The organism is Olsenella sp. An290 (genome assembly GCF_002159535.1).
In the GTDB taxonomy this organism is placed as follows: Bacteria; Actinomycetota; Coriobacteriia; order Coriobacteriales; family Atopobiaceae; genus Thermophilibacter.
On the sequence record NZ_NFIU01000001.1, the window covers coordinates 110,399 to 125,721 of the forward strand.

General features: G+C 64.8%; 12 protein-coding genes. 11 read left to right on the forward strand and 1 reads right to left on the reverse strand.

Features of this window, described 5'->3' with window-relative positions; translation table 11 throughout:
* Positions 1 to 7: 7 nt before the first annotated feature.
* The 4 genes from truA (at position 8) to B5F84_RS00610 (ending at position 3,809) form a co-directional block, all read left to right on the forward strand.
* The gene (truA, locus tag B5F84_RS00595) at positions 8 to 802 is read left to right on the forward strand and encodes a tRNA pseudouridine(38-40) synthase TruA (RefSeq protein WP_087319642.1); all 795 of its coding nucleotides are present in this window, start codon (positions 8 to 10) and stop codon (positions 800 to 802) included.
* Between the two features lie 31 nt (positions 803 to 833).
* Complete coding sequence (locus B5F84_RS00600; RefSeq protein WP_087319644.1) at positions 834 to 1,763, forward strand: putative manganese transporter; 930 nt, start codon at positions 834 to 836, stop codon at positions 1,761 to 1,763.
* Between the two features lie 25 nt (positions 1,764 to 1,788).
* Positions 1,789 to 2,577, forward strand: a complete 789-nt coding sequence (locus tag B5F84_RS00605; protein WP_087319645.1) for a hypothetical protein — start codon at positions 1,789 to 1,791, stop codon at positions 2,575 to 2,577.
* A 164-nt stretch (positions 2,578 to 2,741) separates the two neighbouring features.
* Positions 2,742 to 3,809, forward strand: coding sequence for a glycosyltransferase family 2 protein (locus B5F84_RS00610; protein WP_087319647.1), 1,068 nt, complete (start codon positions 2,742 to 2,744; stop codon positions 3,807 to 3,809).
* Between the two features lie 40 nt (positions 3,810 to 3,849).
* Here B5F84_RS00610 and B5F84_RS00615 read toward each other — a convergent pair whose 3' ends face one another.
* Positions 3,850 to 4,974, reverse strand: coding sequence for a glycosyltransferase (locus B5F84_RS00615; RefSeq protein WP_087319648.1), 1,125 nt, complete (start codon positions 4,972 to 4,974; stop codon positions 3,850 to 3,852).
* Between the two features lie 80 nt (positions 4,975 to 5,054).
* On the opposite strand from B5F84_RS00615, the gene B5F84_RS00620 reads away from it, so the two are divergent.
* From B5F84_RS00620 to B5F84_RS09720, 7 genes are all read left to right on the forward strand, one after another.
* Positions 5,055 to 6,047 (forward strand): glycosyltransferase, encoded by a 993-nt coding sequence (locus B5F84_RS00620; RefSeq protein WP_087319650.1) that lies wholly within the window; start codon positions 5,055 to 5,057, stop codon positions 6,045 to 6,047.
* Positions 6,048 to 6,146: 99 nt separating this feature from the next.
* Complete coding sequence (locus B5F84_RS00625; protein WP_143786018.1) at positions 6,147 to 7,484, forward strand: 4Fe-4S dicluster domain-containing protein; 1,338 nt, start codon at positions 6,147 to 6,149, stop codon at positions 7,482 to 7,484.
* A 10-nt stretch (positions 7,485 to 7,494) separates the two neighbouring features.
* The gene (gene ychF, locus B5F84_RS00630; RefSeq protein ID WP_087319651.1) at positions 7,495 to 8,571 is read left to right on the forward strand and encodes a redox-regulated ATPase YchF; all 1,077 of its coding nucleotides are present in this window, start codon (positions 7,495 to 7,497) and stop codon (positions 8,569 to 8,571) included.
* Between the two features lie 12 nt (positions 8,572 to 8,583).
* The gene (locus B5F84_RS00635) at positions 8,584 to 10,005 is read left to right on the forward strand and encodes a toll/interleukin-1 receptor domain-containing protein (protein ID WP_087319653.1); all 1,422 of its coding nucleotides are present in this window, start codon (positions 8,584 to 8,586) and stop codon (positions 10,003 to 10,005) included.
* Positions 9,995 to 10,672, forward strand: coding sequence for a YdcF family protein (locus B5F84_RS00640; RefSeq protein ID WP_158094449.1), 678 nt, complete (start codon positions 9,995 to 9,997; stop codon positions 10,670 to 10,672). Before B5F84_RS00635 ends, B5F84_RS00640 begins: the two co-directional genes overlap by 11 nt.
* Before the next feature lie 290 nt (positions 10,673 to 10,962).
* Entirely contained in the window at positions 10,963 to 15,030 is a 4,068-nt protein-coding gene (locus B5F84_RS00645; RefSeq protein WP_087319657.1) for a DUF4062 domain-containing protein, read from the forward strand.
* Positions 15,031 to 15,176: 146 nt separating this feature from the next.
* Positions 15,177 to 15,299, forward strand: coding sequence for a hypothetical protein (locus B5F84_RS09720; RefSeq protein WP_255375228.1), 123 nt, complete (start codon positions 15,177 to 15,179; stop codon positions 15,297 to 15,299).
* Positions 15,300 to 15,323 lie beyond the last annotated feature (24 nt).

Below are 15,323 nucleotides of genomic sequence, written 5' to 3' on the forward strand. Positions count from 1 at the left end.
AGGAGGCATGTCGGAGAGCGGAACGCTCGTCATCAGGCTGGGGTATCGCGGCGCGGGGTTCGCCGGGTTCGCGGAGCAGCCCGGCACGCGCACCGTGGCCGGCGAGCTCCGCCGCGCGCTGGAGACGGCGCTGCGCCGCCCCTGCGAGCTCACCTGCGCCGGCCGCACGGACGCGGGCGTCCACGCCATCGCGCAGTACGTGAGCGTGCCCGTGGAGGGAGACGAGCTCCGGCTCCCTGCGCGCCGCCTCATGCGAAGCCTTGTGGCGCTCACCCCCGACGACCTCTCCGTGCAGGCGCTCTACCGCGCCCCCGCGGGCTTCTCGGCCCGCTTTGACGCAATCTCACGCAGCTATCGCTACCGCATCGTCGCCTCCGACGCCCGCCCGGTCCTCTCCTGGGACCACGCCTGGTGGTATCGGGGCGACCTCGACGTCAGGGCCATGGACGAGGCCGCCCGCGCGCTGATCGGCGAGCATGACTTCAAGAGCTTCTGCAAGGCCTCCTCGGCGGTCGACAAGCCGACCTGCCGCTTCGTGGGCTCCCTTGGGGTGTCGCGCGTCGTCGAGGCGGGGGAGGAGCTCGTGGCGATCGACGTGACGGGCAACGCCTTCCTGCACAACATGGTGCGCACCATCGCGGGCACGCTGGTCGAGGTGGGACGCGGCCACCGCAAGCCCGCGTGGGTGGCGGACGTCCTCGCGGCGCGCGACCGGACCGCCGCGGGCCCGTGCGCCCCCGCGAAAGGCCTCACCTTCGTCGGGGTAGAATACCCTAGGCTAACTCTTGCCCCCTGGGAATAGACGCCGAGAAGAACCTCTGGGAGGATGATTCGTGGAACTCCTGCTCCACGTCCTCGAGCACAGCCTCGAGGACACGATCAAGCTCGTGCCCTTTCTATTTGTGACCTACCTGGCCATGGAGGCGCTCGAGCATTCGGCGGGCGAGCGCGTGCAGGCCGTCGTCGAGCGCTCGGGCAAGGCGGGGCCCGTGGTGGGGTCCCTGCTCGGGGCGCTGCCGCAGTGTGGCTTCTCCGCCATGGCCGCGACCCTTTACGCGGGGCGCGTGGTCACCGTGGGCACGCTCGTGGCGGTGATCCTCTCCACCTCCGACGAGATGGTGCCGGTCTTCCTGGCGCACCAGGAGCCGCCCGCGCACCTGCTCGCCATCATGGCGGTGAAGATCGTGGTGGGCGTGGCCGTGGGCTTTGCCGTGGACGCCGCCCTGCGCGCCGCGCGCCGCGCGGGCGACGGCCGGGTGCACATCCACGAGCTCTGCGAGCGAGCCCACTGCCACTGTGACGACGAGCCGGCCGATCACGGCCATGGGCACGGCCACGACCACTCCCACGCCCACGGGCGCTGGGCGATCGTGCGCTCGGCCGCGGTCCATACCGTCCAGGTGGGCGTCTGGATCCTTGCGATCACCTTTGCCTTTGGCCTCCTGATAGAGCTCGTGGGCACCGAGGCCCTCGCCGCCGCGCTGGCCAACCACCCGGTGCGCGCCACCTTCGTCGCGGCCCTCGTGGGGCTCATCCCCAACTGCGGCGCGAGCGTCGCCATCACCGAGCTCTACCTCGAGGGCGTCCTCACGACGGGCCCCATGCTCGCGGGCCTGCTCGCCTCGGGCGGCGTGGGCCTGCTCGTCCTGTGGCGCACCAACGCCAGCGCCCGCCAGAACGTCGCGATCACCGGCTTTGTCTATGCCGTCGCCGTGGCGGTGGGGCTTGTCTTTGCCGCCCTCGGTGTGGGACAGTTGGGCTGAGGGTAACGGGCGTGCTTGGGAGGCGATGGCGGTGCGGCAGCGCGAGAGGTTCGAGCGGATCGACGTTCCCAGGGAGACCCCGTACCGCAACGTGATCGGCGGGGTCGTCTGCGCGGTGGTCCTGGTGATTGCGGCCATCGTGGTGGGCGCCGTGTGGAACCGCGTGCAGCTGGAGAGCCGCCTGGGCGACACGGGCCTCACGGGCGCGCTCGAGGGCCAGGGGGCGACGGGCCTCGCCGAGGGCGGCGGGTACGTGGCCTCGGCCGACGAGCACACGACCGTGCTCTTTCTCACCGCGCAGAGCCTCGACGCCGGCGCGGCCCTCGACGAGGCGCGCGTGCTCTCCCTCAACACGACCCAGGGCACGGCGGCCCTCGTCAGCATTTCCCCCACGGTCCGGCTGACCGTTGACGACGCGCCCACGACGCTGGCCGACCTCTATGCCGCCCAGGGCTCCGCGGCCTGCGTGGCGCCCCTCGCGGCCGCGGCGGGCGTCACCTTTGACCACGTGGTCGTGGCGACCGGCGACGTGATCGAGGAGGCCGCCGCGCTCTCCGGCTCGGACGTCTCGACGCTCGCGGCGTCGGCCTCGGACCTGCTCTCCAAGATTCGCACGGACATGGATCCCCAGGAGCTCCTCTCCCTTGCCGAGGCACTCTCCTCCGTGGGCCTTGCCAACCTTGCCGTGTCCGAGGCCCCGACCCAGGCGGAGACCGTCACGGACGAGTCCGGCGCCGTCTCCGAGACGGGCCATGTCCTTCTCGACGCCGTCCAGCTCAACGTTGCGCTGGGGCTTCTGGTCCCGGCCGCGTAGCGTTCGAGCGAGGCTTGTGGGGCGCCCCGTCCCGCTTGGCGCGGGCCTGGCCACTGTGCGCATTTTGCCAAGAGCGACCCTCTGGCCCCGGGGGTCCCGGCGCTGCTGATACCCTAGTCAGCAGATAATCCGCGTGTTGCCGGGGTAGGAGAGGAACGCGGGGCATGCCGCACTACACGCCCACATCGCCCGTCGTATCGGTGCTCATGGCCGTCCATGACGCCGAGAAGACCGTGCGGCGCGCCGTGGAGAGCCTCCAGAACCAGACCCTCGCAAACTTTGAGCTCATCGTCGTGGACAGGGGCTCGGCGGATGGCACGACCCGCGCCCTCGACGCCCTGGCCGAGCGCGACATGCGCCTCGAGCTGCTCCGCGCGGAGCGCTGCGGGCGGCAGGAGGCCCTGAACCTCGCCCTTGCCCGGGCCCGGGGCACCTACCTGACCGTCATGGACGCCGACGCCTGGGCCGACCCCACCCTGCTCGCCCGCCTTGTGGGGGCTGCCGATCAGGGGGCCCTCGAGCTTGTGGTCGGCGGCTTCTCCCTTGCCCTCGTGAGCGGGAGCGGTCGGGTCACCCAGTCCGACGTCTCCTCGGCGCCCATGCGCTACCCCACCCAGCATGACTTCCGCGCGGATGCCTGGCGGCTGCTGGCCTCCGGCCAGCTGCTCCCCACGGGCGGCAAGCTCTTCTCGCGCTCGCGCGTCGAGGAGCTGGGCCTGCGCTTCTCGCCCGCGCGCGGCACGGACCACTCCTTCGTGATGGACTACCTCGCGGACGTGGAGCGCGTGGCCGTGCTCGAGGGGGTGGGCTACCACGTGATGCGGCCCGTCTCCACGACGCGCCGGACGGCGGCCCTCGAGAACTACGCCGTTCTCGAGGAGGAGCACGCGGAGCTCCTGGCGCTCTTCCGCCACTGGGGGCTCGACGGCGACGCCGCGAGCGTCGAGGCGCTCCAGGGCCGCTACCTCGAGCAGCTCGTGGAGTGCGTTGACGAGGTCTGCGGCTGGCGAAGCCGGCTCCCCTCCTCCGAGCAGCGTCGCATCGTGGCCAAGATGATCGACACCGACCGCGCCCAGCTTGCCGCCAGCGTGGCGCATCCGCAGGGCAACGCCGCGCGCAGCCTGCTCGCGCCCATCCGCGCGCGCAACGCCGCGCTCGTGTGCGTGCAGACGAGGCTCGTCTCGCTCTTCCGGCGCGGCGTCGCCGACCTTGCCCCGGACGCCTTCATCTGAGACGGCCCGGCCGGCCTTTTGGCCCTTCTCGCGAGAGGGCCTAGACGCGCCCGCCCGCGCGACGGCTCCGCAGGGTCTCCAGCGTAAAGCGGAGCCCGTTGGTGCGCGCGCGGTAGAGCGCCTCGCGAGCGAGGTGCAGGTAGTAGGGGGCGGCCGAGACCTTGGGCTCGCCAAGGCCGCGCGCCCGCGCAAAGAGGCGCTTGCCCGCCGGGCTGATGGCGGGGCTGCCCATGACGAGGTCCTCGTCAAGCCGCTCCATGGAGCTCCTCACGAGCTCCTGGACGCCCGGGGCGTCCGGCCCCGCGGCGCCCACGGTGATGAGGGCGTAGGTGACGCCGCGCACGGCGAGGGCCGAGCGCACGCGCTCGTCCTCCACCCCGGCGAGGGCCGCGGCGTCCATCATGTCGTTCCAGCGCTCGAGCGGGGTGAGCGGCGAGCGCGCGGCGAAGGACTCCGCCTCGTTGAGGTCGCGCTCGCGGTAGCAGTAGCCCGGCTCGTCCGTGTAGACGATGCGCTCCGTGCGGCAGAGGGTCTCCACCATGAAGGGGTTGTCGGTCCAGCCCGCGCCCGGGACCTCGAGGAAGCGGATGCGCCTGTCCTGGAGGTAGCCGCGACGGTAGAGCGCCGACCAGATGGCGGGGTGGTGCAGCATGAGCTCGATGCCCTCGCCCACGGGGAAGGGCTGGCGGCGCGGCCGGACGCGGCCCCGGTACGGGCAGCTCACGCGCTGCGTCCCGCCGCCTTGCGCGGGCAGGATGCGCCAGTAGGGCGCCTTGACCACGTCGACGCCCGCGGCGCCCCCGTAGCGCGCGGCACAGGACAGGAGACCCTCGATCCAGCGGGGCTCCACCACGTCGTCGGGCTCGACGATGGCGACCCAGGTCCCCCGGGCGAGCGCGATGCCGCGGTTGCAGGTGGCCCCATAGCCCTCGTTGGCCTTCTCGACCACGATGACGCGCCCGTCGCGGGCCGCGTGGGCGCGCGCGATGGCGGAGGTCCCGTCCGTCGGGCCGTCGAGCAGGCAGATGACCTCAAGGGCGCGATGGGTCTGCGCCTCGATGCTGCGGAGGCACTCGTCGAGCGTGGCCTCCACGTTGTACGCGGGCACGACAACGGAGACGAGGTCGCCCGTCGCGTCCTGGGCAGCTGTGGTGGATTCGCTCATGCGCCCCTCCCTTTGGGCTTGGTGAGAACGTACCCTATACTATACGGCGCTGGGCGGAGGCTCGAGACAGGGGGGCGGGAATGAGGCGACCGGCAATCGTCATCGTGACGTTCAAGCGGCAGCAGATGCTCGCCGACCTGCTCGACTCGATCCTCTCCCTCACGGTGGCGCCCTGGCGCGTCGTGGTGGTGGACAACGAGAACTCCCCGCAGACGGCCTCGATCGTGGAGGGCTTTGCCGCGCGCGCTCGCGCGCTCTGGGGCCCGACGGACGACGACCCCGACGCGGAGGGCGGCACGGAGCGTGCCGTCTACGATCCCATGGCGGAGAACACGGGCGGCTCGGGCGGCTTTTCCGAGGGCGTGCGCCGCGCCTTCGAGCTGGGCGCGGAGTGGTTCTGGGTCATGGACGATGACGTGGCGGTGGCCCCGGACGGCCTTGAGGTGCTCGGGCGCTGGTCGCAGGAGGCCGAGGCCGTGATGGGGCAGCGCCGGGACTTTGACGGGGGGCACTTCTTCTGGCAGCATCGCTTCTGGCCGCGCCTGGCCATCTACAACCCGCTCTCGCGCGACGGCTGGCGTGCGGGCGAGCGCTACAAGCTCTGCAACGCCCTCTGCTTTGAGGGCGGCTTCTTCAGCCGGCACGTGGTGGAGCGGATCGGCCTGCCCGACGCGCGCTTCTTCATCTATCTGGACGACGCCCTCTACGGGTACCTTGCGAGCAAGGTCACGGACGTCTACTACGTCCCGGACTACGTGCTCTCGCGCCGCCGCGAGGTGGCAAACCAGGGAATCGGCTCGGTCCGTCAGCTCAACTCGACCTCTGACATGACGCGCTACTACATCACGCGCAACCGCGGCTACCTGGCCCGCTACTTCATGCTCTACGGGGAGTACAGCCCGGTGGGCTTTGCCGTGGGCACGGCGCTCACCTTTGCCAAGGAGCTCTGCCGCATCCTCGTGGTGGACCGCGCGCACCTCTCCTCGGGCATGCGCCGGCTTGTCGCGGGGCACCGTGACGCGAGGAGGATCCTCCACGACCCCTCCTGGGAGCCGATGCCGCCGCTCGCGTAGACGGCCCGCGGCCCCGTGCTTCGGCCCGCGGCCCGAGGTCCTTCTCGGCCGCGCGCGGTACAATGGGAGGTCGCCGAACTAGAGGAGAGGGGTTGGCACGTGGCTGAGAAGCGCGACTTCCTGGATGAGCTCATTGACCTGCAGAGTGACTGGCGGGCCCTTTCCGACCTGCCGAGCTCCATGGTGAGCTCGCTCACCGGTGACGAGGTCAAGGTATTCAATCCGGCGGACTACAAGGAGAAGCCCTTTGCCAACTCCAACCGCTGCCTGCGCGGGGCGTCGGGGCGCGCGGACGTGTGCTCGCGGTGCCTGGACGTCTGCCCGGTGAACGCCATCACCATCCACAACCAGTCGGTGCTGGTGGGGGAGGACTGCCGCAAGTGCGGCCTGTGCGCCGCGGTGTGCCCAACCGAGACCTTCTCCACGCGCCGCCACACCCCGCGCCAGCTCTACGACCGGATCGCCCGTGCCGCCTCGGCCTACGAGCAGTGCTACGTCACGTGCACCCGCGCCCTGAAGCGCCTGCCCAAGGACAACGAGATCGTCCTGGCGTGCGTGGGGGCAATCTCGCGCGACCTCTGGTTCTCCCTCATGGCCGACTATGACAACATCAGCGTGTACCTGCCGCTGGGCATCTGCGACCGCTGCCGCACCACGACGGGCGAGCAGGCCTACACCGACGCCATCGCGGAGGCCGAGGAGTGGGCCGACGCCGCCTTGGGCCTTGAGGTCGACCAGGCGGACCTGACCCACGAGCTCACGCGTGCCTACAAGCGCAGCCAGTTTGTGAGCGGGGCCATCCACTCCGCGGAGCGCCTGGTGAGCCGTACCAACCCGGCGCTCGCCGGCGCCCAGGCCGTGGCCAAGAAGATCTCCGACCACACCAAGCGCCTCGACCAGCTGCAGCGCGACCTCGAGGCGGCGGTGGGCGGGCGCACCTCCACGAGCCGCCAGCGCCTGCTCACGCAGGGGCGCAAGCTCATGATGGGCGCGCTCCAGCACGCCGAGGACCTTGCGGACAACGTCAGGCTCGAGGTGCCCGTCTGCGACTCCGCGCTCTGCACCATGTGCGGGGACTGCGCGCGGGCCTGCACCACCCGCGCGCTCGAGCTTGACCGCGCGGGGCACGTCACGGTGCGCAGCGCCTACTGCGTGAGCTGCGGCGCCTGTGCGAAGGTCTGCGGGGAGGGCGCCCTTGCCATGGAGCCCATGGACGTGCGCGAGCTCATCGTCCCCGACAAGGCCGCCGAGGAGCTCGCGCGCAAGAAGGCCGAGGCCAAGGCGCGCGCCGCCGAATACGTGGAGAAGGGCAAGCAGCAGCTGGGTCGCGTGGCGGACGCGCTCGAGAGGCTGGACGACGAGGGCGCCGACGCGCCCGGCCCCGCCGCGCGGCCCGCGCGCGAGGAATCCACCACCGCAAAGCCCACACGGAAGTAAGGAGAAGAACGTGTCGCTTTCCATTGGCATCGTGGGCCTGCCCAACGTGGGCAAGTCGACGCTTTTCACCGCGCTCACCAAGAAGGGTGGCCTCGCGGCCAACTACCCCTTCGCCACGATCGACCCCAACGTGGGAATTGTGGACGTGCCGGACGAGCGTCTCGGCAAGCTGGCCGAGATCGTGCACCCCGGGCGCATCGTGCCGGCGACGGTCGAGTTCGTGGACATCGCAGGCCTGGTCAAGGGTGCCAACGAGGGCGAGGGCCTCGGCAACCAGTTTTTGGCCAACATCCGCGAGACGGACGCCATCTGCGAGGTGGTGCGCTACTTCACCGACCCCAACGTCATGCGCGAGGTGGGTCGCGTGGGCGAGTTCGTGGACCCCGCGGGCGACGCCGACACCATCATGACCGAGCTCATCCTCGCGGACATCCAGAGCCTGGAGAAGCAGCTCCCGCGCCTGGAGAAGGACGCCAAGCGCGACAAGGAGCTCGCGGCCAAGGCCGACGTGGCGCGCCGCCTTCTGGCATGGCTGAACGAGGGCAACCGCGCCGCCACGATGGAGATGACCGACGAGGAGCGCGCCGAGGCCAAGGGCCTCTTCCTTCTCACGATGAAGCCGATTCTCTACGTGGCCAACGTGGACGAGGACGACCTGGGGGCCGAGCTTGCCCCCATCGACGGCGTGACGCCGATTCCCATCTGCGCCAAGGTCGAGGCCGAGCTCTCCGAGCTGGACCCCGAGGAGGCGGCCGAGTACCTGGCGGACCTGGGCCTTGAGAAGAGCGGCCTGGAGACGCTCGCGCAGGCGGCCTACCGCCTGCTGGGCCTCCAGAGCTACTTCACGGCGGGTGAGATGGAGGTCAAGGCCTGGACCGTGCGCATTGGCGCCAAGGCCCCCGAGGCCGCGGGCGTGATTCACTCCGACTTCGAGCGCGGCTTCATCAAGGCCGAGGTCGCGAGCTACGAGGACTACGTCGCGCTGGGCGGCGAGGCTGGCTGCAAGAACGCGGGCAAGCTCCGCATCGAGGGCAAGGACTACGTGGTGCAGGACGGCGACGTCATGCACTTCCGGTTCAACGTGTAGGACGGGGCAACAATGAACCATCTCGTCTTCATTAGCCATAGCAGCAGGGATGATGACCTCGCCTTACGAATTTGCGATCGCCTTGAGGCGATGGGAGTTCGCTGCTGGCTCGATCGCAAGGACCTTGATGGTAACGCACTCGAGGGGGTTGACTATGCGCGCGCCATCGTGCGGGCCATCGACCATTCCTCGATTTTCGTCTCGATTCTCACGGATACCGCCGAACTTTCAGAGAACGTTAAAAACGAAACCGAGCTCGCTCATCGCAAACGGGCTCAGGGGATGGTCATCCTTCCCTTGCGTCTCTCACAAGAGGATCTTGCCGAGGAGTTCAGGTACTACTTTTGTCGGACCAACATGTTCGACGGAACTCTTCCACCACTTGAAGAGCGCATCCGCGCCTTTTGCGAGGTTGTGAAGAGCGCGGTCGATAACCTCATCGGGTTCGAGCATACTCCCGCGGCCGACCAGGCTCGACTCAAGCTGCTTGACAGGGGAGCTTCCCTTGAGGAACGAGCGATTGTTGATAACTTTATTGCACGGACTAGTCCCGTCAGGATAAGCAGAGTGCTGGCGCATTGTGTCAAAGACCTTGACACGCACTACCGGGATATCGTCGATCCCTACGAGCATTATCGCTTCTACAACACGTACGAGACCGAAGGCTGTCGGCTTAGGGTGCTTGTCGACACGCTCTATGCGCGCGGAATCTTCTCCATTGCCTTGGGTGACGTATACGAGAACGTGAGTTACGCGCTTATCAACAGTGGAAAGATAGCCTACGTTCAGGATGCGCGTCGCTTCCTTGATTGTGCGCTGAGCGTTTACGAGCACATGATGGACAAAAGCCCAGATAGCGCGGAACGTCTGACTGAGAGCATCATTCTTTGCCAGTGGCTTCTCTCTATCACGCATAAGATTGAGCGAAACTACGGCATGAGCGAACAAATTCTCCTGGGTCTTCTTAGGTACGCCGAGGAGCAGCGCGAGGAGCTCGGTTTGCCCTACGCAAAGAGCGTTCTGCTTCCCAAGCGTGAGCTAGCAATCATCAACGAAGATCGAGAGGCGTTCATCTCGTTGGTGAACGAGATGGGACTTATCGAGGACTCAAAGGAGCTGTTTTACACGTACCGTCGTGCCTTTGAGTTCTTCTGCTCGGAGGATGACGAGGAGTGGGCGGATGCCCTGCGCGACCCGATGATTGATGCCTTCAATGCCTGTCGTGACGAGCTATATGGCGTCTACTATTACGCGATGATGTACAACGTCTATCTCTTCTACGCCCGCTTTGGTCGCGTCGAGGAAGCCGTGAAGCTCTACGACGAGTTGATGCCAGAGCTCGAGAATAACCATTTCGAGCGCTATGCGACCCACCTTAAGGCGGCACACAAGCGTTTACTTGCGGGAAGAAAGGTGGCTGGGTATGTCCGATAGCACGCTCGATGGCGCTGTTCTTGCCGACGCCAAGACGCTCTTCTCGTACGAGAGGGTCGACGACAGCCTGGAGCGCAGAGAGATTGCCATCGGCTTTGGCAACCATAGTGAGTACGTGGCGCGCCGAGCGGCGGAGCTCTATCTAGATGGTTGGGTTCAGAAGGTTCTCTTTACGGGCGGATTTGGTCGCATCACCAAGGGGATTTGGAATGTGCCCGAGGCGGAACAGTTCGCTCGGATCGCACAGGGACTTGGGGTTCCCGAGCGAGACATCCTGCTCGACGTTACGGCGACGAATACGGGAGAGAACATCGCCCACTCAAGGCGGCTGCTTGCTGGGGCGGGGATGACCGGCGTGCGAGCCATTGTGGTTGAGGTCCCTTTTAGGGGGAGAAGAACGCGCTCTGCGCTTGAGGTGCAGTGGCCCGAGCTGGATTTCATCATGACCTCTCCGACGCTCTCCTTTGAGGAGTTTGTTGCGGTCTATGGAAATGAGGGCCCGATAACCGTTGAGGAGTTCTTCTCGGTGCTCGTGGGGGACATCCAGCGTATCGTTGAATATGGACGTCGTGGTTGGCAGACGCCGCAGGACGTTCCCGCGGACGTGACGGCAGCATTCGAGCGGCTCGTTGAACGCGGCTTTACCTCTCAGATGATTAACGGTTAAGGCCTCTCTGGTCGGGGCCCCACCTTTCCGCAGGGCGGGGCAAGCCCGACTCGTACGTCGCGCCATTTTCAACATCCTCTTCCTTTTTCGCGATGGCTAGAATCCTTCAGTCGAGACGCCCATACTGCCTTGGATAGGCGTTTCGGGGCGCTTGGGCAAGGCGCCGACATTGCGACGGGGGGCGCCCTGGGGCCTCCAGTTGAGTGATGCGGGCCATACGGTGAAGCCGAATCTACGCCCGCCGATTATCCCCGCGCCTGCGTGCGTGATGATGTTAGCGTCTTCATCGGATGCCCCTTGAGTATGTGGAGGCGTTTATGAGCGATTGTGCCGTTATTGAGCCAGGAGCTCGTCTTCCCAAGATTCCGGCCGACGTCTCAGTATTTGTGTCGAGCACGTTCAGGGATATGCAGGACGAGCGTGACGCACTGCGGGACCTGGTGCTTCCGGGTCTGCGCGAGACCGTCAGCGAATATGGCGTCGGGGCGGACTTCGTGGACCTTCGCTGGGGAGTGGACACGAGCGACGTCTCGGAGAGCGAGCAGGATGCCAAGGTTCTCAAGACATGCTTTGAGGAGATAGACCGATGCGAGCCCTTCTTCCTCCTTCTGTTGGGGGATCGTTATGGCTACGTCCCCGGCGACGGCGGCCCGAGTGTGACCGGGCGAGAAGTCGAGTACGCTCTCTCGCACGCGAAGGCTGGAAGGCTACTCTTCTGCTTCCGCTCCATTGAAAACAAGGGCTCTCTGACTCCTGAGCAGCGAAAGGCATTTCTTGACCCCTCAGGCGAGCAGGCGCTGCAAGCGCTCAAAATGCGCCTTCGTTCAACTTACCCAGACTCGGTCTTAGACTATCGTGTGCGTATATTGGAAGACGGCTCCTACGATCTTGCTGAGTTCTGCGCGGGTGCGCTCTCCGCACTACGCGAGCTTGTCCACAAGGAGCTGGGAGAGCCTCCCGCAAGACGGTTTTCTCCGCTTGACGTTGAGCGGGCATACCACAGACGATACGCCCACGAGCTTTCCTCCTCCTTCGTGGGGCGAGAGGCGATTGTTGCCAATCTGGCCGAGTTCTGCATGAGGAGGGAACCGCGCCTCCTCCTCATCCAGGGAGAGCCGGGCGTGGGAAAGACCGCCCTTCTCGCTCGCGTTGCCTGTCAACTTGAGGCGAGCTGTCTCACGGTGCCCGTGTTCTGCGGAATGGGACTAGAGACAGCGGATGACCTTGGCGTTCTTCGCTACCTCGTCCGCTCGCTCGACGCGGGGGTTGACCTCAATGCCCTTTACCGCATGGACTACCCCTCACTCTGCGAAGCCTTTTCCATTGCCCTGAGGAATCGAGCAACTGAGGGTCAAGTAGCGGTGATCGTGGACGGGCTCGATCAGCTGCTCTGCTCCGGGCACGAGCCGTTGGGCTGGGTTCCCGACCCGCTCCCTGAGGGCTGTCGGATTCTATGCACTTCCATTCCCGTGGAGCGCGGCGTAGACGCGGGGCGTGTTGACTGGAGAACGCGGTCCCTGGAGGGGATGAGCGAGCGCGACGCGAGGCGGGTGGTCACCGCCATCTGCACCGCGAGCCATAAGCCAGAGCTTCCCGAACCGGTCGTTGCGCTCCTTATGGCAAAGGCACTGCGCTCGGAATTGGCGAGTCCGCTGTACCTCTCCCTAGTGGTGCGGTACCTGCTCACTTTGAGCAAGAGAGACTACGACGAGATCGAGAGGGAGAGGAGCCTCATGGGCAGCTCCCCCATGCAGGCCCAGATCTCCGTGATGACTTCGCTTCTTGCCGAGCTTCCCGTTGACTGCGAGGGAATGTACGAGGAACTCGTTCGCAGGATATCAGAGGCAATGAGGCTAAGCGGCTATCCGCAGTTTCTTTTTGCCTTGGCGGCGAGCCGCCATGGCCTGCGCATTGAGGACCTGGCGGGCACGCTTGGGAACTCCTTTGACCCTGCGACATTTGCACGTTTTCGCCAGATGCTCCCCGGCAACTTCATTCAGCGCACAAGGATGGAGTGGGACTTCGCGCACCAGAGCTTCCGCAGAATGCTTTGGGCTCGTCACCGTGACGAGGTACTCTCGATGAATCGCAACGTGTTGGCACCATACCTATTCCGTCGAGCTTGGTTTGTCGGAGAGCCTCTTCCCGGATGCGGGGCCCCAGTTTACGCAGCTTCATCTCGAGATGCCTTCATCGACGATGAGGTCATGTATCACCTTTATCTTGCTGACGACGCCGGGACGGCAGCTGACTTGCTGTGCAGGAGAGACTTGGTGGAGAGACCGAGCGGTCGGCGGAAAGTGGACGTGTTCCATGATGAGATCGGCTGGTTGCCAGTTGCCAGGTGCATTCTTGAGGGATTTGCGGACATCTACTCTCTTGAGGCAAAGAAGCCTTTTGAGGACACCTTTGCGTACAAAACAATTTGTGCGATGCGTGGACGTTCGCCCGAGGACTGGTACATGCTGTGCCTCATGGTTGATCGAACCGGACTCTATTGGTTTCCCCAGACGCATGGAGTCAACCCGGGGCGCGCCTTGCAACTCTATGAGGTGATGCTGGCAGAGGTTGAGTCGAGTCTGCCGCAGAGCGACACGGGTCTGGCGGTTCGAGCAATGCTCTATTGTGAGGCTGCGAACATTCTTAACATGAATCCGGAGGCGCTCGGAAGGGATGTTCCTGACCGCCAGCAGAAGACTATTGCGTATGCCGAGAGGGCCCTGCGGCTATGGCGAAGCTACGATCAGCATGTCGTGACGGAGCGGCTCGGGGGGTTTGGGGTCAACATTTCCCCGCGCGCCAGCCACACTCTTTCTAGCATGTACCTCGAGGTGTGCCGCTATGAGGATGCGCTCAGGTGTGCGAAGGACTACCTCACATATACGCTCAACGACGAGAGGCGTGACCAGACGTCTCTTGGGTATCGCATGGATCTTATCTCGGGGTATTCCGTGGCGTGCGATGCCCTTCTGCGTGCAGGAAGAGGGAAAGAGGCCGCAGGATATCGAGATGAACTGACGAGAATCCTTCTCGATATTGACGGGGCAGAGCTAACAGACGCGTTTTGCATGTCAAACGTTCAAGCCGGCTGGTATGTGGCCTTTGCAACTAGTGAGACAATTGGAGAATTGGCAGAAGCGCGAGCGTATGGATACAAATCATTCCAGCTTTTAATGAAAATCCATCGTCTTTGGCCAAACTACCTGGAACCTTCTCAACTGATGCTTCGCGCGCTTTCAGTAACTGGTGCATTTGGCGCGATTGTGGAGCTCGATAAGGAAAGCAGAAAGCAGCTGGAGAGATGCTACCTGTCCTACGTGGCCAACATGGGCGAGGCTATTCGTAACGCACGCTTCCTCCTTGGAGGACAAGCTCTGACGGAGCGATTCATCGAACTTGGTCTGTCCGAGGATGTCGTCGGAATTGCATACCGGAGCGAGTGCTTCATGCCGTCCGCCCACAAGCATGTGATCGGAGAAGACGTCGACAGGCTCGAAAAGAGGGACCATCTGGACCTTCTCTATGCCTCCTACGAGGAGTTTAGGAGCCGATACGAGGTAAGTGACGAGATTCTTGGCAGCCTGGAGAGAAGCCTGGAGTATCGCATCGACTCTCCTATGGGAAGCATCGTGAATTATCGCCTCCCATGGGAGGAGCGCCTGAAGATGGTAAGGGAGGTAAAGCCGGCAAGAGCGCATGCAATCGAGGTTGGTGTTTTTGATGATGAGACACCGGTGGAAGACAGAACGGATGCCAGACTTGCTGAGATTGCCGCCGCCAACAAGGAGCTAAGGCGCGTTTATGCCAACTTGACCGGGCGCTATGACTATCTTGAGGAGCGTGAGACCGGTCTCCTGAAGAGGTACCTGCGCGTTTCTCGCGAGCTCAAGAAGAGGTCTTCCCAATACTTTGATGCCAGAGAGCATGCACGTGCCTGCCTACTCATCGGCTCACAGGACCAGAGAAGAGTGTGCGAAGTCGAAACGTATAAGGCATTGCTGAGGGGTCATGAGATTCTTCCTGTCAACAAGGAGCTTGCAGAGGACATGAAGCTGCTTGCGGAGGGGGAGGAGGCCGCCCGAATGATGGAGGAGGGTGATGAACGGAACAGGCTGAGAGCGCTATGCTATGGATGCATAGCGGATATATGTAGCGTGTTCCCCCTTGAGGACAACCCGGAGAAGAAGAGGTTCGTGCTTGATACCTTGGGACGCGCCATGGTGGGAATTCACCTGATCAAAGAGAAAACCGACGAGGACAGGAAGTTCTCTCGTCGTGTCGAGAGTCGCTATCGTCAGCTGAAGGGACATTCTGGTGCAGAGGTGCAAGCCGTCGATGGTTCTTGCAATCAGGGATAGGCTGTCGGTCAGCGATAGGTATGTTGTGCGGTCCGTTACGCCCGCCTCTTCCGGCGACCGCTCCGTTGCGCAACGTGCGCACGCCTGACAGGGCACCCTTCAATCAAGCGCCTGAGAGGGCGAAGCCCCAAGGAAGGGAGAGTGCCATGGCGGAGGACAAGCAGGGCGAGCGCGTGGAGATCGACTGCCCGGAGTGCGGCTCGAAGGCATACTACGGGAACGGCGGCATAGCCTGCACCAACCCGGACTGCAAGCACTACGGCGCCTAGCAGCTCCGGCAGGAACGAAGAGGG

Coding starts and splice junctions, on each gene's coding strand:
- truA (WP_087319642.1), top strand. CDS start 8: ATGTCGGAGAGCGGAACGCTCGTCATCAGGCTGGGGTATCGCGGCGCG.
- B5F84_RS00620 (WP_087319650.1), top strand. CDS start 5,055: ATGAGGCGACCGGCAATCGTCATCGTGACGTTCAAGCGGCAGCAGATG.
- B5F84_RS00640 (WP_158094449.1), top strand. CDS start 9,995: ATGTCCGATAGCACGCTCGATGGCGCTGTTCTTGCCGACGCCAAGACG.
- B5F84_RS00605 (WP_087319645.1), top strand. CDS start 1,789: ATGGCGGTGCGGCAGCGCGAGAGGTTCGAGCGGATCGACGTTCCCAGG.
- B5F84_RS00645 (WP_087319657.1), top strand. CDS start 10,963: ATGCCCCTTGAGTATGTGGAGGCGTTTATGAGCGATTGTGCCGTTATT.
- B5F84_RS00610 (WP_087319647.1), top strand. CDS start 2,742: ATGCCGCACTACACGCCCACATCGCCCGTCGTATCGGTGCTCATGGCC.
- B5F84_RS00635 (WP_087319653.1), top strand. CDS start 8,584: ATGAACCATCTCGTCTTCATTAGCCATAGCAGCAGGGATGATGACCTC.
- B5F84_RS00615 (WP_087319648.1), bottom strand. CDS start 4,974: ATGAGCGAATCCACCACAGCTGCCCAGGACGCGACGGGCGACCTCGTC.
- B5F84_RS09720 (WP_255375228.1), top strand. CDS start 15,177: ATGGCGGAGGACAAGCAGGGCGAGCGCGTGGAGATCGACTGCCCGGAG.